Here is a 26539-nt window from a genome sequence, read left to right as displayed (position 1 = left end):
ACGAACCACGGAGATCCCTTGTCGCAGCTTCCGCTCACCCTTGCCCAGCAGGCGATCTGGGCCGCCCAGCAGGTCGATCCGGGCAGCCCGGCCTACCACACCGCGCGTTACCTGGACATCGAGGGCGACCTCGACGTCGCGGCGTTCGCGGCGGCGATCACCGCGACCATCGCGGACGTCGACGTGCTGCGGGTGCGGCTGACCGCCGAGGGCGAGCAGGAGATCCTGCCGCCGAATGCGGAACGGGACCGCGTGGAGATTGCCGACCTGCGCGCGGAGCCCGACCCGGTGGCGGCGGCGCGGGAGGCGATGGCGGCGGACCTGACCACGCCCGGCGATCTCGCCGGCGCGCGGCTGGTGCGTGAAGTGGTCTTCGTGGTGGGCGAGCAGCGGGTGCTGTGGTACCAGCGGATCCACCACATCCTCGCCGACGCCTACGGGTTCAGCCTGATCGTGCGCCGGGTGGCCCAGCGCTACTCGGCCGCGGTCCGGCAGGAGACGCCTCCGCCCGCGAGGTTCCGGCCGCTGGCCGACCTCGTGGCGGAGGACCAGGAGTACCAGGGCTCGGAGCGGCAGAAGGCCGACCGCGAGTTCTGGGCCGAGGAGTTCGCCGACGGCATCGAACCGGCGGCGCTGGCGCCGGGGACCGCGCTGCCGTCGGCGGGCTTCCGGCGGCAGGAGAGTGACGCGGGCGCGGAGGTCTCGGCGCGGCTGACGGAGCTGGCGCGGGACACCGGCGTGACCGTCGGCGAGGTCGTCACGGCGGCGTTCGCGCTGTACGTGCACCTGGCGACCGGCGCGCCGGACGTGGTGCTGGGCATGCCGTTCATGGGCCGGTTCGGCTCGGTGGCGCGGCGGATCCCGAGCACGACGGTGAACGTGGTGCCGCTGCGGCTGTCGGTCGCGCCGGGAGCGAGCGCCGGTGACCTGATCGGCCAGGTCTCGGCGCGCGTGCGGGAGGTCCGCAAGCACGAGAAGTACCGGTCCGAGGAACTGCGGCGCGATCTGAGGCTGCTCGGCGGGCGCCGGCGGCTGCTCGGCCCCTGGGTCAACGTCAAGCCCTTCGACACGGCCGAGGACTTCGGCGGCTGCCCCGGCCGCAGCGTGCCGCTGTCGCCGGGCCCGGTCGACGACCTGTCGGTGACCGTGACCGTCGGCGACACCGACCGGATCGGCCTGACGTTCGACGCGAACCCCGCGCTGTACAGCGAGGACGCGTTGTCCGGGCACCGCGAGCGTTTCCTGGGCCTGCTCGCGCGGTGGGCGGTTTCCCCGGAGACCGCGCTGTCGCGGCTGGACCTGCTCGGTGACGCCGAACGCCGCGAGATCGTGGACGGCCGCAACGACACCGCGCGGGAGTTCGACGAGCGGGAAACCGTGCCCGTGCTGTTCGCCGCCCGCGCCGCCGACGATCCGGACCGGCCCGCCGTGATCACCGCGTCGCGCACCCTGACCTACCGCGAACTGGACGAGGAGTCCGACCGGCTGGCCGGAGCGCTGGCGGCCCGCGGGGTCCGGCCGGGTGACCTCGTCGCGGTCGCCCTGCCGCGCACCGCCGTGGTGGTTTCGGCGCTGCTGGCGATCCAGAAGCTGGGCGCGGCCTACCTGCCGGTCGATCCCGGCTATCCGCGTGACCGCGTGGAGTTCATGCTCGCCGACGCCGCGCCCGCGCTGCTGGTGACCACTTCGGGCACTCTGCCCGAGGTGGACGCCGTGCCGCGCTTCGAGATCGACGTCCCGTGGGGCGAGGAGGCGCCGGTACCGCTGCACACCGCTTCACCGCTCGCCCCGGTCTACACGATCTACACCTCCGGTTCGACCGGCCGTCCCAAGGGCGTGGTGATCCCGCGCCGGGCGCTGGTGAACTTCCTGCACGCGATGGCGTCCCGGTTCCCGCTCACCGGCGACGACGTCCTGCTCGCGGTCACCACCGTCGGGTTCGACATCTTCGCGCTGGAGTTCTACCTGCCGCTGATCACCGGCGCGACGATCGTGCTGGCCGACGCCGACACCGTCCGCGATCCGTTCCTGCTCGCCCGCGAGATCGAGGACCGGCGGGTCACGGTCATGCAGGCCACGCCGTCGCTGTGGCGCGGGCTCATCGAAACCGGCGCCCGGCTGGACGGCCTGCGGGCTCTCGTCGGCGGCGAGGCCGTGCCGGAGGAACTGGTCGGCGCGCTGCGCGACCGCGGCTGCTCGGTGTCCAATGTGTACGGGCCGACCGAGACCACCATCTGGTCGGCGTCGACGGACCTGACCGGACCCGGTCTGCCGCCGGTGGGCACACCGATCGACAACACCCGCGCCTATGTGCTGGACGGCGCGCTGCGCCCGGTGCCCGACGGTGCGGTGGGGGAGCTGTACCTCGCCGGAACCGGTGTCGCGCAGGGCTACCACGCCCGGCCGGCGCTGACCGCGTCCCGGTTCGTCGCGGACCCGTTCGGGCCCGGCCGCATGTACCGCACCGGGGACCTGGCGCGCTGGGACGACGGCGTGCTCACCGTGCTCGGCCGCACCGACCACCAGGTCAAGATCCGCGGGTTCCGCATCGAGCTGGGCGAGATCGAGGCGGCACTGGAACGCGACGACCGCGTCCGCCAGGCCGTGGTGGTGGCCCGTGAGTTCGGCGCCGGGGACACCCGCCTGGTCGCCTACGTGGCCGCCGACGACACCACCGGGGTGGCCGACACCGCGGCCGAGGTGCTGCCCGCCTACATGGTCCCGTCGCTGGTCGTCGCCGTCGACGAGTTCCCGTTGACCCCCAACGGCAAGGTGGACCGCAACCGGCTGCCCGAGGTCTCCGCCTCCGGCTCGATGTCCTCGCGCCCGCCCGCCAACGCCGAAGAACAGGCGCTCTGTGGGCTGTTCACGGAGCTGCTCGGCGTCGAGGCCGGGGTGGATGACGACTTCTTCACTCTCGGCGGGCATTCGCTGCTCGCGGTGCGCCTGTCGGTGCTCGTGCGGGAACGGCTCGGGGCCGAGCTCGCGGTGCGGGACCTGTTCGACGCGCCCACCCCGGCACAGGCCGCGACGCGGCTGGCCGTGCACAGTGGACGGCCGGTGCTGGAGCGGACGCCGGGCGAGACCCCGCTGTCCTACGGCCAGCGACAGCTGTGGTTCCTGCACCAGCTGGACGAGGCCGGACCGGCCTACAACATCCCCCTCGAACTGCGCATCGACGGCCGACCGGACGTCGCCGTGCTGCGCGCCGCGCTGCAGGACCTGGTGACCCGGCACGAGGTGCTGCGCTCGGTGGTGGACGCCTCGGTTCCGGACGAGCCGGTCGCGCGCCTGGTGCCCGCGGACGCGGTCGAACTGGTGCACCGCGTGGTCGTGGACCTCGACGAGGCGGTCGCCGAGGCCGCCCGGCACCCGTTCGACCTGACCACCGAGCCGCCGCTGTGGGCGTGCCTGGCCGAGACCGGCACCGAATCGGCGCTGCTGCTGGTGGTGCACCACATCGCGGGCGACGAGTGGTCGCTGCGGCCGCTGGCCGACGACCTCGCCACCGCGTACGCGGCGCGGCTGCGTGGAGCGGAGCCGGAGTTCGCGCCGCTGCCCGTCGGCTACGGCGACTTCGCCCGCTGGCAGCGCAAGCTCATCGGCCGCCCGGGCAGCCTCAGCGATCTCGCGAAGCGGCAACTGGACTTCTGGACCGGGACACTGGCGGACGCGGCGGAGCTGCGCCTGCCCACGGACCGGCCGCGCCCCGCGGTCGCCTCGGCCGCCGGTGCCACCGTCGAGTTCACGCTCGACGCGGATCTGACGGGCCGGTTGCGCGCGCTGGCCGACGACGCCGGTGCCTCGCTGTTCATGGTGCTGCACGCGGGCTTCGCCGCGCTGCTGACGCGCATGGGCGCGGGCACCGACATCGTGCTGGGCACGCCGGTGGCCGGGCGCACCGACTCCGCGCTCGACGACCTCGCCGGGTTCTTCGTCAACTCGGTCGTGCTGCGCACCGACACCGGCGGCGACCCGACGTTCCGCGAGCTGATCGGGCGCGTGCGCGAGGCCGATCTGTCCGCCTTCGACCACCAGGACGTGCCTTTCCAGCTGCTGGTCGAGCACCTCAACCCGGAACGGTCACTGGCCACGCACCCGCTGTTCCAGGTGCTGTTCGCCTACCACGCCCCGCTCAGCGGCGCCGACCACCTCGGTCCGCACCCGCTGGGGCAACGCCTGGTGTCCACGGGCACGGCGAAGTTCGACCTCACCGTGAACCTGACCGAGCGCGGTGACGGGCTCGCCGGGTTCCTCGAATTCCGCACCGATCTGTTCGAGCCCGACACCGTCCGCGGCCTCGCCGAGCGGTACCGGGCGATGCTGCACACGCTCGCCGAGGCGCCCAGCCGCCGTCTGCACGAGGTCGCGCTGCTCACCGCCGCGGAGACCCGGCACCTGCTGGAGACCGTCAACGACACCGCGCGCCCGTACGGCGACCGCACCCTCGTCGAGCTGTTCCTGGCCCAGGCCGAGGCCACCCCGGACGCGACCGCCGTGATCGTGCCCGGCGGTGAGCAGCGGACCTACCGGCAGCTCGCCGACGACGTGCTCCGCCTCGCCGCGTTCCTGCGCTCGCGGGGCGCGCGGCGCGGCGAGGTCGTCGCGGTGGCCCTGCCGCGTGGCGCGAACCTGGTGGCCGGGCTGCTCGCGACCCTCGCCACCGGCGCCGCCTACCTGCCGGTCGACCCGTCGTTGCCGGAGGCCCGGATCGCGGCCTTCTACGCCGACGCCCGGCCCCTGTTCGTCCTCACCGAGGCGGACCTGACGGACGTGCCGGACGCCGCCGAGCCGGTGACCGACGGCCCGCGCCCGGCCGATCCGGCGTACCTGATCTTCACCTCCGGCTCGACCGGGCGGCCCAAGGGGGTGCTCGTCGGGCACCGCGCGCTGGCGAACTTCCTGCAGGACATGGCCGCGCGGTTCACGCTCGGTACGGACGACCGGCTCGTCGCGGTCACCACCGTCGGGTTCGACATCGCCGCGCTGGAGCTGTACCTGCCGCTGATCAGCGGGGCGGCCGTGGTGATCGGGTCACCGGAGCTGGTGCACGACCCGCGGGAGCTCGGCCGGGTGCTGACCGCGACCGGCGCCACGGTCATGCAGGCCACGCCCTCGCTCTGGCGGTCCATCGTGGAGGGCTACCCCGATCTGTCCGGCCTGCGTGTCCTCGTCGGAGGCGAGGCGCTGCCGCCGTCGCTGGCCACGCGGCTGGTGGAGGGCGCGCGGTCGGTGTCCAACCTGTACGGACCGACCGAGACCACCATCTGGTCCACGGCCGCCGTGCTCGACGAAAAGCTGGCGCGGCGCCCGGTGATCGGCGCGCCGATCGCGAACACCACCGTGCACGTCCTGGACGCCGACCTCGCGCCGGTGCCGCCCGGCGTCATGGGTGAGCTGTACCTGGGCGGGGACGGGCTGGCCTTCGGTTACTGGAACCGGCCGGGGCTGACCGCGTCGCGGTTCGTCGCCGCGCCGGACGGGCGGCGCCGGTACCGCACCGGCGACCTGGCGCGCTGGCGTGCCGACGGTGAGCTGGAGGTGCTGGGCCGCGCCGACCTCCAGGTGAAGGTGCGCGGGTTCCGGATCGAACCGGGCGAGGTGGAGGCCGTGCTCGGCGAACACTCCGCGGTGACGACGTCGGTCGTCGTCGCGCGGGGCGAGCAGCTCGTCGCCTACGTCGTGGGCGAGGCCGACGAGGCCGAGCTGCGGCGGCACGCGTCGGAGGTCCTGCCGGACTACCTGGTCCCGTCGGTGTTCGTGCCGATGACGGACCTGCCGCTCTCGCCCAGCGGCAAGGTCGACCGGGCCCGCCTGCCCGAACCGGCCGCCGCGGCGGCACCGGAGCGGACCGCGCCGCGCACGCCCGAGGAGCGCACACTGGCGGAGCTGTTCGCCGACGTCCTCGGGGTGGACGAGGTCGGCGTGCACGACAGTTTCTTCGCACTGGGCGGGCATTCCCTGCTCGCCACCCGGTTGCTGGCGCGGATCCGGGCGACGATCTCCGATTCCGCGACCGTCACCGACGTGTTCACCGCGCCCACGGTCGCCGGGCTCGCGGCCCGGCTCTCCGGCGGATCGGCCGGGGCATCCGGACCGATGCGACGCGATCACGACGGACCCGCCCCGCTTTCCCCCGCGCAGCAACGACTCTGGTTCCTCTACCGGCTGGACGGCCCGGCCTCGAACTACAACATCCCGTTCCTGCTCCGCTTCGGCGGCGCACTCGACCTCGACGCGTTCCGGGCCGCGTGCACCGACGTGGCCGAGCGGCACGAGCCGCTGCGCACCCTGCTGGTGGAGACCGACGGCGTCGCGCGGCAGCACCTCGTCCCGGCTGTTCCCGTCGTCGAGGTCCGCGAGGGCCCGCTCACCGAAGCCGACCTGCACCACCCGTTCGTGCTGGACACCGAGCAGCCGTGGCGGATCATCGTCGGCCGCGACGGCGGCGATCCCGTCGTGCTGCTGCTGGTCCACCACCACGCGGCCGACGAGCTGTCGGTGACCCCGCTGCTGACCGACCTCGCCGCGGCCTATCGCGCCCGCACCACCGGATCGGCGCCGCGGTTCGAGCCGCTGCCGGTCACCTACGCCGACTACGCCGTCTGGCAGCGCGAGCAGTCCACTGGGGACGCGGAAAAGTTCTGGACCGCCACGCTGGACGGGCTGCCGGAAGAGACCGTGCTGCCCGCCGACCGGCCCCGCCCGGCGCGGGCCGACTACGCCGGAGCGCTGGCCGAAACCACGCTGCCCGCGGCGTTGACCGAGCGGATCGGGCAGGTCGCGGCCCGGCAGGGGGCCACCCCGTTCATGGTGCTGCAGGCCGCGGTCGCAGTGCTGCTCCGCACGCTCGGCGCGGGCACCGACATCCCGCTCGGCGTGCCGGTGTCCGGCCGCCCGGCGGGCACCGAAGATCTGGTCGGCCTGTTCGTCAACACCGTCGTGCTGCGCACCGACGTCAGCGGTGACCCGGCCTTCACCGAACTGCTGGACCGCGTCCGGCAGGCCGACGCCGAGGCGTTCGCGCACCAGGACCTGCCGTTCGAGCGGGTCGTGGAGCTGCTCAACCCGGAACGGTCGCTGTCCCGGCACCCGCTGTTCCAGGTGTCGGTGGCGCACAACCGGCGCTCGCGCCGGACGCCGGACTTCGCCGGACTGGCCGCGCAACGCCTCCGGCCCGGCTACGCGGTCGCCAAGTACGACCTGGCCTTCGACCTCACCGAATGGGACTCCGGCTGGGACACGGCCTGGACGCTGTCCCTGTCGTATGCGACCGCGTTGTTCGACCGCTCCACCGCGAACGGCCTGCTCGACAAGCTGGTGCGCCTGCTGGAACACCTGCTCGCCGACCCCGCGCGGCGGCTGAGCCAGGCGCCGGTGACCGACGACCCCGAGCGCGAACTGGTTGTGCACCGCTTCAACGACACCGCGCAGGACCTGGAACGGCGGACGCTGTGGCAGCTGTTCCACCGCCACGCCGAACGCGTCCCCGACCGCCCGGCCCTGATCGGTGACGACGTCGAATACAGCTACGCCGAAACCGCCTCCCGGGCCCGGAAACTGGCGCGGCTCTTCGCCGAGCGCGGCGCCGGGCGCGGCGACCACGTCGTCGTGCTGCTGCCGCGCACCCCGCACGTGTGGATCAGCATGCTCGCCGCCGGAGCGCTCGGCGCGGTGTACGTGCCGGTCGACCCGAACTACCCGCCGGCCCGGATCGCGCACATCCTGGAGACCGCGGAGGCGCGCCTCGTCGTGACCACCCCCGAGGTGGCCGCGAAGATCGACACCGGCGACGCGACGGTGGTCCATCCGGACGACCGGCGCCTCGCCGCGCTGAGCGACGAGCCGCTGCCGAGCGAGGCCACGACGACCGTGCTCGACCCGGCGTACGCGATCTTCACCTCCGGCTCGACCGGTCTGCCCAAGGGCGTGGTCGTGCCGAACTCGGGACTGGCCGCGCTCGTGGCGACCTTCGAGCGCAGCACCGGCCCGCTGGACGGGTGCGTGTGCAGCCAGTTCGCCACGCCCGGGTTCGACGTCACCTTCGCCGAGCTGTCGCACACGCTGTTCTCCGGCGGCACGCTCGTGATCGCACCCGAGCACGCGCGCGCCGGTGAGGCGTTCGCGGAGTTCGCGCGCGCCGCCGGGCTGACCCACGCGGTCATCCCGCCGTCGGTGGTGAACTCGCTGCCCGGTCCCGGCTGCCTGCCCGCGGGCTGCACGCTGACCGTCGGCACCGAGGCCATGTCGGCGAAGCTGGTCGCCGAATGGGCCAGCGTGCACCGGATGGTCAACGCCTACGGCCCGACCGAGGCCACGGTCAACTCGACCATGTGGGACACCGATCCGGCCCGCGCGGGCACGGTCATCCCGATCGGCAAGCCGGACGTCAACAAGACCTGCTATGTGCTCGACGAGTTCCTGCGCCCGGTCGGCGTCGGCGTGCGCGGTGAGCTGTACCTCGGCGGCGACGGCATCGCCTACGGCTACCTCGGCCGCCCGGCCCTGACCGCCGAACGGTTCGTCGCCGATCCGTTCGGCGCGCCCGGCGACCGGCTCTACCGCAGCGGTGACGTGTGCTCGTGGACGCCGGAGGGCGAACTGCTCTACCACGGCCGCGCCGACAACCAGGTCAAGATCCGCGGTCTGCGGATCGAACTGGGCGAGGTCGAGCACGCCTTCGCCGCGCAGCCCGGTGTCCGCCAGTGCGTGGTGTCCGTGGTCGACGACCGCCTGGTCGCCTACCTGACCGCCGATGCGGCGGTGGACACCGCTGAACTTCGTGCCACGGCGGCGGCGTCGCTGCCGGACTACATGGTGCCCGCGGCCGTGGTGGTGCTCGATGAGTTCCCGTTGACCCCCAACAACAAACTCGACCTGCGTGCGCTGCCTGCCCCCGAGTTCGCCGTGAGCGAGCACGTCGAACCGGTCACCGAGGCCGAACGCGTCCTGTGCGGGCTGACCGCCGAACTCCTCGGCGTGGACCGGGTCGGCACGGCGGACAACTTCTTCGCCGCCGGGGGCGACTCGATCGCCTCGATCCAGCTGCTCGCGCGGGCGCGCGCGGCGGGCTGGGAGTTCGAGCCGCGCGCGGTGTTCGAGCATCCGACGATCGGCGGGCTGGCAAGCGTGGCCCGGCCCGTCTCTGGCGGGTCCCTTGCGGACATCGATCTCGGGCCGGATGCGGGCGAACGCGACTTGATCGAGGCCCGCTGGGCCCGCGAGCAGACCGCCGGGCTGGAGGCGATCCTCCCGCTGTCGCCGCTGGCGCAGGGGTTCTACGTCCAGTCCGCGCTCGGCGCCGACTTCTACACCGTGACCCTGTCGCTGGAGCTGACCGGCGGCCTGGACGCCGCGCTGCTGCGCCGGTCGGTGGACGCGGTCTTCGCGCGGTACCCGAACCTGCGCGCGGCGATCTACTCGGACGGTCTGCGCGAGCCCGTGCAGGTCATCGCCGACCACGTGGACATCCCGTGGCACGAGGTCGACGCCGCCTCGGAGGCCGAGTTCGCGCGGCGCCTGGCGGAACTCACCGCGGAGCCGTTCGACCTGTCCCGTCCGCCGCTGGTGCGGATCATCCTGGGCCGCCTCGGCCCGCGCGACTACCGGTTCGTGCTGCACAGCCACCACGTCCTGATGGACGGCTGGTCCAGCCCGCTGCTGATCGGCGAGGTGCTCACCGCCTACGCCGACGGCGGATCGACGGCCGCGCTGCCGCCCGCCGCCGACTACCGGGACTACCTGGCCTGGCTCGCCCGCCAGGACGCCGGCGACGCCCGTGCCGCCTGGCGCGACGCGCTGGCCGGGGTCACCGAGCCGACCCTGATCGGTGCGCCGCGGCCCGCCGCAGAGTCCACGCCCCGGACCACCGCGCACCTGCTCGACCCGGATCTCACCGCACGCCTGCGTGACCTGGCGCGGGCCGAGCGGGTCACGCTCAACACGCTCGTGCAGGCCGCGTGGGCGATCGTGCTCGGCAGGCTCACGGGCCGCGACGACGTGCTGTTCGGCATGACCGTCGCCGGGCGGCCCGCCGAACTGCCCGACGTCGAGCGCATGGTCGGCCTGTTCATCAACGCGGTGCCGGTTCGGGCGCGGTTGCGTCCCGGTGAGGCGGTGCGCGAATTCCTGCGCCGCCACCAGGGCGAGCAGGCCGGGCTGGTCGCCCACCAGCACGTCAGCCTCGGCGAGATCCAGCGCGCCGCGGACCTGCCCGAACTGTTCGACACCGTCGTCGTGTTCGAGAGCTACCCGATCGACTCCGGACGGCTGAGCGAGATCCAGCGCCGCGCCGGGCTCACCATCGGCGAGGTCGAGCCGACCGACAGCAGCCACTACCCGGCGATGCTGCTCATCGACCCGATCGACGACCGGTTGCGGCTGCGCCTGTCCTACCGGCCGGACCTGCTGTCCGGCGAGCTCGCCGCGCGGGTACCGGGGATGCTGGCCGGGCTTTTGGGCGAGTTCGCGGACGATCCGGACCGGCGGATGGGCCGGTTCGACCCGCTGCCCTCGTCCGGGGAAGCGTCGCACGGCACGGAAATCGCCGTGGACGGCTCGGTCGCCGACCGCTTCGCCGCGCAGGCCGCGCGGACGCCCGACGCGGTCGCGCTGGTCACCGACGAGGGGGAGTGGACCTACGCCGGGCTGCTCACCGCGGCCGACCGCGTCGCCGCCGACCTGCGCGCCCGCGGCGCCGGGCCGGAAACCGTGGTGGGACTGGCGGTTCCGCGCACCGCGCACCTGGTGATCGGCCTGCTCGGCGTGCTCCGCGGCGGCGCCGCGTACCTGCCGCTCGATCCGGGGCACCCACGGGCGCGCCTGGCCGCGATGCTCGGCGCCGCCCGGCCCGGCTGGATCCTGACCACCCCGGAAGTCCGGCTGCCGGACACCGATGCCGAAATCGTGGACCTGGAGCAGGTTCCGCTGCGGCCGGTCCGCCCGGTGACGGTGCGGCCGGACCAGCCGGTGTCGGTGCTGTTCACCTCCGGCTCCTCGGGCACCCCGAAGGCCGTCGTGGGCACCCAGGGCGGGCTGGCGAACCGGCTGGCCTGGCAGCAGCGGGTGCAGCCGCTCGCGCCCGGCGACACGGTGATCGCGAAATCGTCGATCAGCTTCGTCGACGCCTCCACCGAACTGCTTTCGGCCCTGCTGGCCGGAGCGCGCGTGGTCCTGGCCGGGGACGACGCCGTCCGGGACCACCGGGCGCTGGCGCGCCTGATCGCCCGCCATCAGGTCCGGCGCGTCACGCTGGTGCCGAGCCTGCTGTCGGCCCTGCTCGACGAGGCCGGATCCCTGACCTCGGTGCGGGAGTGGATCTGCAGCGGTGAGCCACTGGCCGACGCGCTGGCCGAGCGTTTCGCGAAGACACTGCCCGGCGCGCGGCTGGCCAACTTCTACGGCAGCTCCGAGGCCAGCGGCGACAGCCTGGCCTGCCTGACCGCCGAACCCGGTTCGGGTGTGGGCACGCCGATCGACAACACCGCGTGCCACTTGCTCGACGCCGCGCTGCGCCCGGTTCCGGACGGCGTGCCGGGTGAGGTGTACCTGTCGGGGGCCGGTCTCGCACGCGGTTACCTCGGATCGCCGGAGCTGACCGCCACGCGGTTCGTCGCTGCCCCGGACGGGCAACGGCTCTACCGCACGGGCGACCTGGGTGTCCGCCGGAACGGCGGCATCGCGTTGCTGGGCCGCGCCGACGACCAGGTCAAGATCCGGGGCGTCCGGATCGAGCTGGGCGAGGTCGAGGCGGCACTGGCGAGCCACCCCGGCGTGTCCGCCGCGGCCGCCGCGGTGCACGACGGCGGGCTCGTCGGCTACCTGGTGTCCGGCGCGGACCCGGCCGAGGTGCGCGAGCACGTGGCGGGACTGCTGCCCGGCGCGATGGTGCCGAACGTGCTGGTGCCGCTGGATGCCCTGCCCCTCACCGGCACCGGCAAGATCGACCGCCGCGCGTTGCCCGCGCCGGAGGGGCCGGTGGTCGGCGAGGGCGACGAGCCGCGGGGCGAGTCCGAGCGCGCGATCGCCTCGATCGTGTGCGGAGTGCTCGGTCTGGACGCCGTCGGACGGCGGGACGACTTCTTCGGCCTGGGCGGTGACTCGATCGCCGCGATGCGGGTCGTCAGCGCCGCCCGTGAGGCCGGGCTGGACCTCGATGTCCGCACCGTCTTCGACCACCCGACGGTCGCCGGTCTCGCGGAGCGGGCCGCCATGGCCGAACCGGCGGCCGTCGTCACCGGGGAGGCGCCGACGCTGACCCCGTTGCAGCGCGGCCTGTTCTTCCTGTCCACTTTCGACGGTGACGGCCCGGACGTCTACACGATGCAGCTGGTGCTGCGGGTCTCCGGCGACCTCGACGTTCCGCGATTGCGGGACGCGGCAGCGGATCTGCTGCGGGCCAGGCCGAACCTGCGTGCCGGGTTCACCAGCGCCGGTGCCTTCGTCGGCGAGGAGACCGCAGCGGAGTTCGAGGTGGTCGACGCGACCGAGGAGGACCTGCCGCGCATGGAGCGTGAGCAGCGGGAACGCCGGTTCGCCCTGGACCGCCCGCCGCTGCTGCGGTTCCTGCTCGCCCGGATCGCGCCGGGGGAGCACCGGCTCGTGGTCACCAACCACCACCTGATCCTGGACGGCTGGTCGCTGCCGCTTCTCGCGCGGGAGCTGTTCGCCCGTTACGCCGGAACCTGGGCGGAGCCGGCCGGGCCGTCCTATCAGGACTTCCTGAACCTGCTGGGCGGCAAGGACGCCGGGGCCGGGGTCCGCGCCTACACCCGGGCGCTGGAGGGAATCACCGAGCCGACGTACCTGGCGCCGGCCGGTGCCGAGGCGACGGTGTCCGACAGCGAGGACGTCGTGCTCGATGTCGATCGGTCGCTCGTCACGGCCGTCGGCGCACTGGCGCGGAAGCTGGGCGTCACCGTCAACACGGTCCTGCAGTACGCCTGGGGCACGGTGCTGGGTCGGCTCACCGGGCGGTCCGATGTCGTGTTCGGCACGACCGTGTCCGGGCGGCCCGCGGAGCTGCCCGGTGCCGGATCGGTGCCGGGGCTGTTCATCAACACCGTGCCGGTGCGGGTGCGCAGCGGCGGCGCGGGCAGCGCCGCGGAGGGTATCCGCCGGTTGTGGGCGCAGCAGTCGGCACTGGTCGAATACGAGCACACCGGGCTGGCCGACCTCCAGGCCGTCACCGGACCGCTGTTCGACACGCTACTGGTGGTGGAGAACTTCCCGGTCGAGGCCGATCTGGTGAAGGCCGAGGCACGCGGCTGCGGGCTGGAGGTGGACCGGGTCGGCGGGCGGTCGGTGACGCACTACCCGCTGACGGTCGCGGTGTACCCGCAGGAGGAGTTCCGGATCGTCCTGGAATTCCGGCCGGACGTGTTCGCCCGCGACGAGGTCGAGCGCATGGCCGCGCGGCTGGACACGGTGCTGCGGTCGCTGACCGCGGATCCGGACCGGCCCGCCGCGTCCGTCGAGGCACTGCCCACGGCGGAACGGGAGCTGCTGGAATCGTGGTCACACGGCGCCGCCGCGGACGTGTCCGGCCCCTCCACTCTGGACGGGCTGTTCCGGGCGCAGGTGGAGCGGGACCCGGACGCGGTGGCGCTCGTCGGACGGCGGAGCTGGACGTTCGGCGAGCTGGACTCGACCGCGAACCGTCTGGCGCGGGCGTTGCTGGCGCGGGGTGTGCAACCGGGATCGGTGGTGGCGCTGGAGTTCCCGCGCGTGCCGGAGTTCGTCGTGGCGCTGCTGGCCGTGCACCGGCTGGGCGCGGCGTACCTGCCGATCGACCCCGCCTACCCGGCGGAGCGGATCCGGTTCATGCTGGACGACGCCCGCCCCGCGGTCGTGCTGTCCACACTGGACGGTATCGGCGGCTTGCCGGACGGTCCGGTCACCGACGCCGAACGGGGTGCACCGCTGCGGGGCGAGGACGCCGCGTACCTGATCTACACCTCCGGGTCCACCGGCACCCCGAAGGGTGTGGTGGTGGAGCAGCGCAACATCGTCAACCTGTTCCACAGCCACCGTCGTGAGCTGTACGAGCCCACGGTCGAGCGGGCAGGCGGGCGGCGGCTGCGGGTGGCGCACGCGTGGTCGTTCTCGTTCGACGCCTCGTGGCAGCCGCTGCTGTGGATGTACCACGGGCACGCGGTGCACCTGTTCGACGAGGAGCTGCAGCGTGATCCGGCGGCGATGGCGCGACGGCTGGCCGACGACGCGATCGACTTCATCGAGGTCGCGCCGTCGGTGTTCGCCGAGATCGCGGCCACCGGGATCGAGTTGCCGTTGCTGACGCTGGGCGTCGGCGGCGAGGCGATCCCCGACGCGGCGTGGCAGCGCCTGCGGGACCGCGCGGCGGTGAACCTGTACGGGCCGACGGAGGGCACGGTGGACGCGACGTTCGCCTGGGCCGCCGACAGCGAGCGGCCGGTCATCGGACGTCCCGTGCGGGGCGCCGTGGCGCGGGTCCTGGACCACGAGCTGCGGCCGGTGCCGCCCGGCGTGGCGGGGGAGCTGTACCTGTCCGGGGCGGGGATCGCGCGGGGCTACCACGGTCGGCCTTCATTGACGGCGTCCCGGTTCGTGGCCGCACCCGGGGGGCGCATGTACCGGACCGGCGACATCGTGCGGTGGACCCCGTCCGGGGCGCTGGAGTACCTCGGCCGCGCCGACGACCAGGTGAAGATCCGGGGCTTCCGGATCGAACCGGGCGAGGTGGAGGCCGCGGTGATGGCTGCCCCCGGCGTGCGCGCGGCCGCGGTGGTCCCGTCCGAACGCGGCGGGGTCAAGCGCCTGGTGGCCTACGTGGTGTTCGGGGCCGCTCCCGATCCCGCCGGGCTGCGCGCGCACCTGGCCGGGGTGCTGCCCGCGCACGCGGTGCCGTCCCTGGTGGTGCCGCTGGACGCGCTGCCCTACACGGTGAACAACAAACTGGACGTGGCGGCGCTGCCGGAACCGGACTTCGCCGCGCTCACCTCGGGCCGTCCCCCGGCAACCGACGCGGAACGCCGGTGGTGCGCACTGGTCGCGGAAGTGCTGGACCTGCCCGCGGTCAGCCCGGACGACGACTTCTTCGACCTCGGGGGCGACAGCATGCTCGCCATGCGCCTGGTCGCCGCCGCCCGGGAAGCCGGTCTGGAGCTGACGCCCCGGCAACTGTTCGAGGCCCGCACCGTCGCCGCCCTCACCGCGCAGTGACGACGGAGGGCCCGGCCGCCAGCCGGGCCCTCCGTCGGGTGAGCGGCTACTTCTCGGCAGGGACGTCGGTGCGCACCGTGCGCAGTCCGCGTACCGACAGCGTCGTCCCGAGCGCACCGGCCACGCACAGCACTCCGCCGCCGACGAGGGTCACCCCGGTGCCCAGGAAACGGCCCGCGAAGCCGGACACCGTGTTGCCCGCCGCGGAACCGACCGTCGCCTGGGAGAGCCACAGGCTGGACACCCGGCCCTGCAACGCATCCGGAGTGTGGGCCTGGATCAGGGCCCGCCGCAGGATTTCCGACACGCTGTCGCCGAACCCGGCGACCGCCAGCAGCACCACGGCCAGCCACACGGCCGACGACAGCCCGAACCCGGCGACCCCCAGCCCCCACAGGGCGATCGCCCCGCACAGGACCCAGCCGGGGCGCCGCAGCGAACCCGTCCAGCCGCTCGTCAGCGCCGCGACCATCGCGCCGATCGCGGGCGCGGTGTAGAACAGGCCGGTCACCGCGGGGTCACCGCCGAAGCGTTCCGCCGCCACCGCCGGGAACAGCGCGTTCGGCATCGCCAGCAGCATCGGGAACAGGTCGATCACCATCAGCCCGAACACCACCGGCGTCCGCACCACGTACCGCAGCCCCTCCGCCATCGCGTGCAGCGGATGCCGCTGTTCCTCCCCGGTCGCCGCCGGCGGCAGCTTCGGCAGGCCCCGCAGCGTGACCGCCGTGCACACCGCCGCCGCCACGGCGATCCCGTACGTCCAGGCCAGCCCGGGCCCCGCGATCAGCAGACCGCCGATCGACGGGCTGACGATGAGCCCCACCTGCGTGGTCAGCGTCATCAGCGCGCCCGCGGCGGGCAGCTGCGCCCGCCCGACCAGCGCGGGCGACACCGCCATCAGCACCGTCGAGCTGAGACCGCCGGAGAAGCCGTTGACGACGTCGGCCAGGTACAGCGCCCACAGCGACGGCGACGGCAGCGCCGCGTTGACCAGCAGCACCACCCCGGCCAGGATCGCCAGCGTCCGCGCCCGCACGATCAGCGTGCGCCGGTCACCGCGGTCGGCGAGGATTCCGCCCAGCAGCGTCCCGCACAGCAGCGCGAGCGCCATCGCCAGGCTCACCAGTCCGACCTGCGCCGACGATCCGGTCAGGCCGAACACCTGCACCGGCAGCGCCACCTGCGACAGCCCGAGCCCGAACAGCGACACCGTCCGGGCCACGAACACCACGCGGAAGCCACGGCTCTCACGCACGGGCGTGAGGTCGATGAACAGCTTCGTCATCTATTCGCCCGGCTCCGACGGGAACGCGGACTCACCGCGCTTCCAGTAGCCGGTCACGTTCACCCGTTCGGCGGGCAGGCCGCGCTCCTTGCGAAGGTGGTCCCGCACGCCACGCATCACGCCGGTCTCGCCCGCCGCCCACGCGTACACGTCGTCGGAGGGCCAGTCCAGCGCCCGCAGCGCCGGGGCCAGCAGATCCACGCTCCCCGGCGCGGCGTCGCCGCGGTGCAGCCACGTCACCTCGGCATCCGGGCCCAGCTTCAGCTCGTCGTCCGGCCCCGGCACCTCGGCCACGACCTTCACCGGCGTGCCCGGCGCCAGCTCCTCGATCCAGCGGCCGATCGCGGGCAGCGCCGTCTCGTCGCCGGTGAGCAGATACCAGGCCGGGGTCACCGGCACCACCGTCGCCATCTTCGGCCCGGCCACGAAGATCCGGTCGCCGGGACGGGCCGAGGCGGCCCAGCCCGAAGCGATCCCGCCCGCGTGCACGACGAAGTCCAGCTCCAGCTCACCGGCCTCGGCGTCGAACCGGCGCGGCGTGTAGTCACGGCCGATCGGGCGCGGCTCGTCCGGCCAGTCCAGATGCCCGTCGTCCTGCTCCGGCAGCGTCAGCACACCGGTGGCGGGCTCCGGGAAGAACAGCTTGACGTGATCGTCGGGCGCCTCGGTGTGGAAGGGCGTGAGGTCGAACCCGTAGCGGCGGAAGGCTCCCAGCTCGGCGCCCCCGAGCACCACGCGCCGCATGCGGGGCGTGAGGTCGTAGGCGCGCAGCACCTCCAGCTCCCGCAGCACGATCGGGAACCACCGCCGTTCGCGCCGCGCCATCAGACGAGTCCCGGGGTGGCCTTCGCGACCGCGTCCGCGACCTCGTTCGCGATCTGCGTGTAGGAGTAGTAGGTGTAGGGGTTCTCGGTGCGCCACGGTACGAGCGCGCCCGCCTTGACCGCGGGCAGCTGGTTGAACACGTCGATCTGCTTGAGCTGGTCCAGCGTCAGCGCCTGGGTCCGCACGTCGTAGAGGATCAGGTCGGCCGGGTAGCGGTTGATCTGCTCCCAGCTCAGGTCCGGTGCCCAGGTCACGGTGTCGGCCTGGTCGCCCACGTTCGTGATCGGCACGCCCGCCTCGTAGAGGTAACGCAGGCTCGCGTGCGCCAGCGGGTTGCCGATGTAGGGCTTGTCCTTCGACCCGTACACCGCGAGCACCCGCAGACCGCCCTTGGATTTCGCCACGTCGGTCAGGCGCGTGGTCGCGGTCTGGAACTCCGAACGGGCCTGCTTGATCGCGTCGGTCTCGGTGTCCGCGCCGAGCGCCTTGGCGAGCGCCTCGTACCGCTCGATGACCTTGGTGGCGCTTTCCCGCACCATCCGGATGCCGACGGTGGGCGCCTTGCCGGTGATCTCGTCAGCGGAGTCCTGCGGGACGTACCACAGCCCGTTCGCGTTGACCACCATGGAGATCAGCAGTTCCGGCGCCAGCTTGATGTAGGCCGGCACGTCGAACTCGTTGAACGCGTTGCCGAGCGAGGTGACCGCGCTCAGGTCGACGCGGCCCACCTGCGGATCGGGGCTGCCGTCGGCGAGCTTCTGCGGCCCGAACACGCCGACCGGGCGGATTCCGTACTCCCACAGCGCCGCGGCCGAACCCGCGTATGCGACGATCCGGGTCGGCTTGCCGTCGAGGTGGACGGCCTGGCCGCGGTCGTCGGTGAAGTCGAAGGGGCCGCCTGCGGTGGACGCGGTCTGCTGGGCGGTGTCGTTGGCGCTGTTCGTGCATCCGGCGAGCACGGCGGTGGCGGCCACTCCGGCCGCGCCGAGAAGTGCTCTGCGCCGGGTGATGGGCGGAAGGCCAAGCGACATGGTCCCGTTCTCCTCGCTGTCGTCCACGGGGTTTACAGTGCCCCGGTATTAGGGAAGGCTAACCTTCACCTGATCGCGTGGGAAGGGGAGGGGGCGATGACCGACGTGGCGGAGGCCACGGCCCGGATCCGGTTCCGGGCGGGGCGTCACGTGCTCGTCCTCGCGGCCGGGCTCGTCCTGCTGCTCGCCGTCGTGGTGCTGAGCATCGGCACCGGTTCCGGCGACCTGAGCTTCGCGGGAGCGTGGCACCTGCTGTGGTCGGGCGACGGCGGGTACGACTCGACCGTCGTGCACTCGATGCGCGTGCCCCGCACCATCCTGGGCGTGATCGCCGGGGCTTCACTGGCCGTGGCCGGTGTCGTCATGCAGACGCTGACCCGCAACCCGCTGGCCGATCCGGGCATCTTCGGCGTCAACGCCGGTGCCGCGGCGTGCGTGGTCGCGGTCGTCAGCCTGTTCGGGCTGGACGCCTTCACCGGCTACGTCTGGTTCGGCCTCCTCGGCGCCGCGGTCGCCTCCGCGGTGACGTTCGTGCTCGGCGCCCGCGCGGGCACCGGAACGGCGCCACTGCGGCTCGCGCTGGCCGGCACGGCGGTGAGTGCCGCGCTGACCGCCTTCACCAACGCGTTCGTCTACTTCGATTCCGCGTCGTTCGCGCAGTACCGGTCCTGGATCGTCGGGTCGCTCAACGTCCCGAACGCCACCGTCGTCTGGCAGGTCCTGCCATTCGCCATCGCGGGGCTGCTCGGCGCGCTGCTGCTGGCGGCGCCGCTCAACGCGCTGGCGCTGGGGGAGGACGCGGGCACCGCCCTGGGGTCGAAGGTGGGCCGCACGCGGGTCCTCGGCGTGGTGGTCGTGGCCGTGCTGTGCGGGGCGACCACGGCGGCCGCCGGGCCGATCGCGTTCGTCGGCCTCACCGTGCCGCACCTGATCCGCGCCTTCACCGGACCGGACCACCGGCTGCTGCTGCCTTACTCGATCGTGTTCGCGCCGACACTGGTGCTGGTCGCCGACATCATCGGCCGGGTGCTGCTGCCCGGCGGGGAGATCCAGGTGGCGATCATGTGCGCGGTGCTCGGCGGTCCGGTGTTCGTCCTGATCGCGCGGCGGAGGAGACTGACGGAGCTGTGACGGTTCGGGTGCGGGAGTGGTCCGTCCGCGTCGAGCGGCGGTCGACGGTCGTCGGCGTGGTGCTGGCGCTGTTGGTGATCGGGTTGTGGCTGGTCGCGCTGTGGCCGGGCAACCACGTGATGACGCCGGGCGCGGTGCTGAACACACTGGCCGGGCAGGGCAGCATCAGCGACGAGGCGATCGTCTACGACTGGCAGATGCCCCGCGCGCTGACCGCGATCGGCGTCGGGATGGCGCTGGGCACCGCGGGCGCGGTCTTCCAGAGCCTGACCCGCAATCCGCTGGGCAGTCCCGAGATCCTCGGCTTCACCACCGGGTCGGCCACCGGCGCCCTGCTGTCGCTGACCGTGCTCGGCCCGCTCGCGCTGCCCACCTGGTTCGGCGCGCTCGCCGGGGGCGTGATCTCGGCGGCGGTCATCTACGCCGTGTCCTACAACCACGGCCTGCGGCCCAGCCGCCTGATCCTGGTCGGCATCGGCGTCAACGCGATCCTGCTCGCGGTGAACTCGCTGATGATCTCCCGCGCCGACTTCTACGACGCCAAGTCCGCGGCGAACTGGCTGATCGGCAGCCTGGACGGCCGCGGGTGGAGCCACGTCGTGCCGGTGGCGGTCGCCGTGGCGGTGCTGGTGCCGCTCACGATCAGCCGCGGCCCGGCACTGCGGATGATCGAAATGGGCGACGAACGCGCCCGCGGACTGGGCCTGCGCGTCGAGGGCGAACGATTCGTCCTGCTGGCGCTGGGCATCGCGCTGATCAGCACCGCCGTGACCGCCGCGGGCCCGGTCGCGTTCGTCTCGCTGGCGGCTCCGCATCTGGCGAAGATCCTCTGCCGCTCCGGAACCCGGCCGCTGGTGCCCTCGGCGCTGGTCGGCGCGGTGCTGTTGCAGGCGTCCGACATCGCCGCCGCCCGCGCGACCGGTCACCTGCTGCCAGTGGGCGTGGTGACCGGCCTCCTCGGCGGGATCTACCTGGCCTGGCTGGTGGGACGGCGCGCGCCGCTCAAACAATGACCGCCCGCCCGTGCCCCGCCGGAAGTCCACACCGACGATCGCCCGGCCGGGCGGGTCAGGCGGCTTCGGCCCTCGGGGTGCCCAGCCGGGTCAGCAGGTCGGCCCGGTGCAGGTCGGCGACCGGGGCCAGCAGATCGGGGTGGCGCAGCAGGACGGCGGCGCGGTGGTCGCGCCCGTCGGGGTCGGTGAGGCGGCGGAAGTCGGGCGCCAGGCCACCCGCGTGGACCGAGCCGGTGACCGTCGCGGTCGCCGTCACCGCCAGGGCCCGGTCGGCGAGCAGGCACGCGGCCCAGCTGGCCACCACCTCGTCGACCCAGGTCCGCCACGCCGCGTCCTCATCCGGTGCCACGTCGACGCCCGTCAGCCAGTCCAGACGCCCCGAGCCGCCGGGACCGACGACGTCCAGCAGTCCGGCGTCCAGCTCGGTCGGGTACCGCAGCCACGCGGCGACCGTCGCGGCCTGGCGGCACTGCGCCTCGGCGAGGGCGCCGCTCAGCGGACCCCGCTCCGGCGGATAGGCGCGCAACAGCCACTGCGCGGTGGCCGCGATGACGGACGACAGGTCGGCGGACACGAGCGTGCACCTTCCGGGACAACAAGGACAGTCCCCGGACGCTAACAGCCCGCACCGCCCCCATCGGCCGCGTTTTGCCCCACGTCACAGCGCTCATGACGCCCCTCACGCCGGGACGGCCACAGGAAGGTCGCCGTGAGCGGGAGGCGAGGAGGCGCCTCGGCTGCCCGGCTTGCCGGCGGAGGTCCCTCGTAGTCACGAAAGCCCGGCTCTCGTGACCGAGAACCGGGCTGGGTGTGGTGCTGGAAGAAGATGGTGCGCGATACTGGGATTGAACCAGTGACCTCTACCGTGTCAAGGTAGCGCTCTCCCGCTGAGCTAATCGCGCGAGGTGGAGACGGGATTCGAACCCGTGTACACGGCTTTGCAGGCCGTTGCCTCGCCTCTCGGCCACTCCACCGACGGGCCCGAGTGGGCTCCTCCGAGCGGACGACGGGATTCGAACCCGCGACCCTCACCTTGGCAAGGTGATGCGCTACCAGCTGCGCTACGTCCGCCTACCGTGACTCCGGGTGTGACCCCGTCGCCGTGGTGTGTGAAAACAATATCCGACCCCGTCACGTCCGGGCGCAGGGGGGTGGCTGTTCCGCACCCCCCGTGCGGGTGCTATCCAAGGTCGTTGGGGATCAGGTGGGTCAGGGCATCGTCCATGTCGATCCACAGATGCTCGTTGCCCGGCAGCACCACGTCGTAGGTGCGGTCCAGGAAGTCGGCGAGTTCCTGCGCCGACGCCTCGAACACCGCGTGCCCGGACGGCGAGTTCAGTTCGATCATCACCGACTCGGGGTCCTCGACCGACGGGCGGATGCGGACGTCGCCGTCCCCTGCCTCGGCGAGCAGCCCGTCGGCGAGCAGGTCGCGGGCGTAGACCCACTCGACCCAGCCCGCGCGGCCGGTGCGGAACGCCGCGACGACGGCGTAGGGATCGCGGGTGTCATAGCGCAGCTCGACCTTCACGGGCACGGCCGGAGCACGCGGCGCGAGGAGGTCGAACACCGCTGTGGAGCGGAGCGTCACGTGGTCGTTACGCATCGTCTTACCTTTCGTCTCCCTTCACGGCCCGCTCGGCCGAGCGTCCGGGTGTGAGACGCACGAACCCGCCGTCTCGATTCGCGGTTCCGCCCGGCTTCACCCGGACGGGTCGCGAAAAACTCTCACCCGTTGCTCGCGCGGTACCGGCGTGCGGGACCGGCCTCGCTGATCGTCTACCCACACATACTGCTCGGTACAACGTCGGCAGGACAGTTCGGCTTCGCAGCCTGGCACGTGACCTGGATCGCGTCCCCGCCGGGTGCGGGCACGATCACCTCGGGCTTCTCCGCAGCGTATCGGGTCGTATCCGCAGCGTGCGGCCCAAAGACCACCCATTTGCAGTCCCCGGCGGGCCGTCCGCTAGAGTTCTTCCTCGTACGGACGGGGGCGATTAGCTCAGCGGGAGAGCGCTTCGTTCACACCGAAGAGGTCACTGGTTCGATCCCAGTATCGCCCACCGATTGTCTCCGCCACCGCGGAACCGGCCCCAGGCACGAGCCAGGACTTTCAACCAGTCCCACGGCTTCCAACCTGGGGTCTTGTCGTTTCATTCCGGTCATGGGCCCACGTCACTCCGACGCGGGAGACGGCCGTCACCCCTTCCTCGTCAGCCGCCTGGTCCCGTGGGTTCAGTGCGAAAAGCAGCGTGTTCGCGGTAACATGAAACGCTCACTCCTGCTGCTGAAACGAGGTGAGTTCGCTGTCGCCGCACCGGAACTCCGACGAACCTCCCCCGGATGGGACACCCACCGAAGATCGCGACTACTCACTGCGCGCCGTCGACCGCGTGTGCGCCATCCTCGACCTCCTGCAGGAGTCCGTGGACGGGATCACGCTCAACGAGGTGGTCGAAGCCACGGGAATGCCGAAATCGTCGGCCTACCGCTACCTCTGGACGCTGGAAGCCCACCGCTATGTCGAACGTGACGAGGAAACCGGCCTGTGCCGGCTCGGGCTCGGGTTCCTCGGCATGCAGTCCCGGCACCTGGAGTTGCTGCGCGAACGGGTGCGGCCGTGGCTGGAAAGCGTCCGCGACGAGTTCGGCGAGACAGCCAACCTCGGGCTGCTCGACAGCGATCACATCATCTACATCGACATCATCGAGAGCCGTCGCGGCGTGCGCCTGGCCGCTTCCCGTGGCGACCGTGACCCGCTGCACTCCACCGCACTGGGCAAGGCGATCGCGGCGCACCTGCCCGAACGGCGCGTGCGCGAACTCCTGGACCGGTCCGGGATGCCACCGCGTACGGAGCACACGATCGTGACCGTCGAGGACTATTTGACCGAGCTGGACAAGATCCGGACTGTTGGTTATGCGTTGGATGATGGGGAGAACGAGGCGGACGGGCGGTGTGTTGCCGTTCCACTGGTGGGGACGAATCTGCCTGCGGCGATCAGTTTGAGTGCTCCTATGGCGCGGTTTCCGCATCGGGATGTCGGGGCGGCGGCCAAAGCGCTGCGGCGGATCGCGGAGGAGCTGGCCACGAAGCCTGCCGGGGGTTTGTGAGCCGTCGCTGCTGGGGTGGCGCGTGGGGTTCTTCCGCGCGGGTTCTCTGGCTGAGGTTTCTCTACGCGGGTTCTCTGCGGGGGTTGGTGCTGCGCGGGTTTGCGCTGCGTGGCTGGGGTTCTGCGCTACGCGCGTATCCAGGGCACCGGCTTCGCTTCGCTACGCCCCGGGCCGTGGGCGCTGGCGCGCCCCGGCGTTGGGTCCTCCCGAACCCGATCTTTCAGTGTTCGGTTGCCCAGACATCGCGTCAAGCCGGGAAAGCGTGGCTTGACTCGATGGCCCGGCAACCGAGTTGGCTGGGGATCGGGTTGCGGGAGAGGGGTGGTTCGGGAGGCTGGGCGTGTTTCGTTGCCGGGTGGCGGTTTCGCGCGTGCGTGGCGTGCGAGTGTGGGACTCGGTGTCCGGAAGGGGGACTCGCCGAACGTGTGCGCGAGTTCTGCGTTCTCGTGCGCGAAGTCTGCGGTTGCGGGTGCGAAGTCTGCGGTCACGAGTGCCGCTCTCGTTACGCGGGTTCTGCGCTGCGCGCGCTTTGGCGCTGCGCGCGGCTGAGGGCGCCGGGCTTCGCTTCGCTACGCCCTGGCGCCTGGGCGCTGGCGCGCCCGGCGTTTTGGGCCTCCCGAACCCGATCTTTCAGTGTTCGGTTGCCCAGACATCGTGTCAAGCCGGGAAAGCGTGGCTTGACCCGATGGCTCGGCAACCGATGTAGCTGGGGATCGGGTTGCGGGAGGGGTGTGGTTCGGCGCTGGTCGCGTTGCGTTGCCGGGCGCGGTTGGCGAGCGCGGGGTTCGGTGTGCTGAGTGTGGAACTGCCCGCCGGAGTGTGGGACTCGCCGAACGTGTGCGCGAGTTCTGCGTTCTCGTGCGCGAAGTCTCGTCAGTGCAGGGAGAGAGGCGCGGGGAGGGAACCTCGGCGCACCGGGGAGGGGCTACTGAAAAAAGTGCGCCGAGGTTCCCTGGGGCCAGCCGCGGCCGTGTCAATGGCTGTGCTCCTACAGCTGGCTGCCGCGCGGGGAAGGAAACGAAACCCGTGCGGCGGGAGCAATCCTCGCGGGCCGGGTGGCGGCTCGGCAATGCCCCGAACGGGGCAAATTTAGCTTTGGCATTTCACTGAGTAAAACGTGGGCTGAAGTGGTCAATTCACTGGCTACCCGTAGTAGTTGTTTGGGGCTGAGCAACGAGTGCAATCCGTCACCTCGTTGTGATCGAACCGTGGCCGCGGGAGGTTCGGCCGACGCGGTGTTTTCCGGGAAGTGGCTTGTAACACCGCTTCGGACGACACCGATTCCAGGGCAGGCGCCACCCCTGGCGGGCGTGGTGGCCACGGGAGCACGGTTACGTACAGTAATCGTCGGCGTGTTCGGGGCGCGTCGGCACCAAGCCGGACGTCGTCGCGGGAGGTCGGATGGAAGAGCCGGTGCGCAAGCCTGTCCCGGTGGGGGAGCCGGTGCTGGGCTCCGAGACGCGAGGCCCGTCCGGCCACGCCCGGCTGCACGCCGTCGGCCCGGGGGAGAAGGCGACCCCACGCGCCGCCGCCCAGCCGTGGGAATCCCGGTACCGCGGGTACGTGATCCTGGCGGACGTGATCGCCACACTGGTGGTGATCGTGAGCGGCGCACTGCTGGTCCTCGACCTCACCGGGCGGCCCTACTTCCTGCACGCCTCGGGCACGGCGTTCGCGATCCTCGCCTCGCTGCCAGTGAACCGCGCGTGGAGCCAGCACGTCCTCGGCGAGGGGACCGAAGAATTCCGCCGCCTCGGCCGCAGCCTGGTGGCGGCCGCGGTGGTCGTCGCGCTCGCGGGACTGCTCTTCGGCGCGCTCGACGTGCAGCCGTGGGTCTTCTACGCCGTACCGTGCGTCGCGCTGATCACGTTCCCGCTGCGGTACGCGCTGCGGCAGGTGCTGCACCGCCAGCGGCGCGCCGGCGAGTGCATGCATTCCGTGATCGCCGCCGGATCGCCCCGCACCCTTCGGGACCTGATCCAGCGCACCCGTTCCGAATCGCACGTCGGCTGGCAGGTGTCGGCCGTCTGCACGGCCACCGGCCAGGGGGAGCGCGGCACCGGGGAGATCGGCGGCATCGCGGTGGCCGGGCGACTCGACGAGCTCGCCGAGCAGGTCCGCCGCGGCGGCTACCGCGTCGTCGCCGTCACCTCCGATCCGCATTGGACACCCGGGCGGCTGCAGCGGCTCGCCTGGGACCTCGAAGGCACCGGCGCCGAACTCGTCGTCGCACCGGTCCTGATGGACATCGCCGGGCCACGGCTCAACGTCTCCGGAGTCCTGGGCATGCCGCTGCTGCGCGTGTCGGCGCCGACGTTCACCGGCGGGCGCCGCGTGGTCAAGGACATCGTCGACCGCCTCGGCGCGGCCGCCATGCTCGCCCTGGGGGCGCCGGTGCTGCTCGCGATCGCCGCGCTGATCAAGCTCAACGACCGGGGGCCGGTCTTCTTCCGGCAACCGCGCGTTGGCCGCGACGGCCGCACGTTCACCATGGTCAAGTTCCGCACCATGGTCGTCGACGCGGACCGGATGCGCGGCGGCCTCCTCGGTGACAACGAGGGCTCGGGGCCGCTGTTCAAGATCCGCCGCGATCCGCGCGTCACCCGCGTCGGCGCGGTGCTGCGCCGCTACTCGCTCGACGAGCTGCCGCAGCTGTTCAACGTCCTGAGCGGCACCATGTCGCTCGTCGGGCCGCGCCCGCCGCTGCCCGCCGAAACCGAGAACTACGAGCGCGCCGCCCGCCGCAAACTGCTCGTCAAACCCGGCATGACCGGCCTGTGGCAGGTCAGCGGCCGCAGCGACCTGTCCTGGGAGGAGAGCGTCCGGCTCGACCTGCGCTACGTCGAGGACTGGTCGCTGGCACTGGACATGGCCATCCTGTGGAAGACCTTCCGCGCCGTCGCCGGAGGCCGCGGAGCGTACTGACGCGGTCTCTGG

General features: G+C 72.5%; 10 protein-coding genes and 4 tRNA genes. 6 read left to right on the top strand and 8 right to left on the bottom strand.

Features of this window, described 5'->3' with window-relative positions; translation table 11 throughout:
- The first annotated feature begins 18 nt into the window (after positions 1-18).
- Complete coding sequence (locus HNR02_RS29125) at positions 19-15201, top strand: non-ribosomal peptide synthetase (protein ID WP_179776853.1); 15183 nt, start codon at positions 19-21, stop codon at positions 15199-15201.
- Between the two features lie 46 nt (positions 15202-15247).
- On the opposite strand, the gene entS is transcribed toward HNR02_RS29125, so the two are convergent.
- Genes entS through HNR02_RS29110 form a run of 3 tightly spaced genes read right to left on the bottom strand, consistent with a single transcriptional unit; the run spans position 15248 to position 18372 of the window.
- On the bottom strand, positions 15248-16489 hold the full coding sequence (entS, locus tag HNR02_RS29120) for an enterobactin transporter EntS (RefSeq protein WP_179776852.1): 1242 nt from the start codon (positions 16487-16489) through the stop codon (positions 15248-15250).
- Positions 16490-17314 carry a siderophore-interacting protein gene (locus tag HNR02_RS29115; RefSeq protein ID WP_179776851.1) on the bottom strand — a complete coding sequence of 275 codons (825 nt, stop codon included), beginning with the start codon at positions 17312-17314 and terminating at the stop codon, positions 16490-16492. It lies immediately after the preceding gene.
- The gene (locus tag HNR02_RS29110) at positions 17314-18372 is read right to left on the bottom strand and encodes an ABC transporter substrate-binding protein (RefSeq protein WP_179776850.1); all 1059 of its coding nucleotides are present in this window, start codon (positions 18370-18372) and stop codon (positions 17314-17316) included. The genes HNR02_RS29115 and HNR02_RS29110 overlap by 1 nt, the downstream gene beginning before the upstream one ends.
- A gap of 69 nt (positions 18373-18441) precedes the next feature.
- Between HNR02_RS29110 and HNR02_RS29105 the strand changes: the two genes are divergently transcribed.
- Together HNR02_RS29105 and HNR02_RS29100 are read left to right on the top strand one after the other, a co-directional pair.
- Entirely contained in the window at positions 18442-19476 is a 1035-nt protein-coding gene (locus HNR02_RS29105; RefSeq protein ID WP_179776849.1) for a FecCD family ABC transporter permease, read from the top strand.
- On the top strand, positions 19473-20489 hold the full coding sequence (locus tag HNR02_RS29100) for a FecCD family ABC transporter permease (RefSeq protein WP_179776848.1): 1017 nt from the start codon (positions 19473-19475) through the stop codon (positions 20487-20489). Before HNR02_RS29105 ends, HNR02_RS29100 begins: the two co-directional genes overlap by 4 nt.
- Before the next feature lie 55 nt (positions 20490-20544).
- On the opposite strand, the gene HNR02_RS29095 is transcribed toward HNR02_RS29100, so the two are convergent.
- The 5 genes from HNR02_RS29095 to HNR02_RS29075 all read right to left on the bottom strand — a co-directional run bounded on the left by HNR02_RS29095 (position 20545) and on the right by HNR02_RS29075 (position 22095).
- Positions 20545-21063: a hypothetical protein gene (locus HNR02_RS29095; RefSeq protein WP_179776847.1), complete on the bottom strand. Its 519-nt coding sequence runs from the start codon at positions 21061-21063 to the stop codon at positions 20545-20547.
- Positions 21064-21316: 253 nt separating this feature from the next.
- Positions 21317-21391, bottom strand: a tRNA-Val gene (locus HNR02_RS29090).
- Position 21392: 1 nt separating this feature from the next.
- Positions 21393-21463: transfer RNA gene (locus tag HNR02_RS29085), tRNA-Cys, on the bottom strand.
- Between the two features lie 24 nt (positions 21464-21487).
- A tRNA-Gly gene (locus tag HNR02_RS29080) sits at positions 21488-21560 on the bottom strand.
- Positions 21561-21669: 109 nt separating this feature from the next.
- Positions 21670-22095, bottom strand: a complete 426-nt coding sequence (locus tag HNR02_RS29075) for an SsgA family sporulation/cell division regulator (RefSeq protein WP_017987927.1) — start codon at positions 22093-22095, stop codon at positions 21670-21672.
- Positions 22096-22480: 385 nt separating this feature from the next.
- Between HNR02_RS29075 and HNR02_RS29070 the strand changes: the two genes are divergently transcribed.
- The 3 genes from HNR02_RS29070 (at position 22481) to HNR02_RS29060 (ending at position 26527) form a co-directional block, all read left to right on the top strand.
- A tRNA-Val gene (locus HNR02_RS29070) sits at positions 22481-22552 on the top strand.
- A gap of 330 nt (positions 22553-22882) precedes the next feature.
- Complete coding sequence (locus HNR02_RS29065; protein ID WP_312861206.1) at positions 22883-23602, top strand: IclR family transcriptional regulator; 720 nt, start codon at positions 22883-22885, stop codon at positions 23600-23602.
- 1401 nt (positions 23603-25003) lie between these two features.
- Complete coding sequence (locus HNR02_RS29060; RefSeq protein ID WP_179776845.1) at positions 25004-26527, top strand: sugar transferase; 1524 nt, start codon at positions 25004-25006, stop codon at positions 26525-26527.
- Positions 26528-26539 lie beyond the last annotated feature (12 nt).

This window comes from Amycolatopsis endophytica (assembly GCF_013410405.1).
Classification (GTDB): Bacteria; Actinomycetota; Actinomycetes; order Mycobacteriales; family Pseudonocardiaceae; genus Amycolatopsis_E; species Amycolatopsis_E endophytica.
The sequence above is the reverse complement of the archived record's forward strand: the minus strand, read 5'-3'. Positions and strand labels throughout refer to the sequence as shown.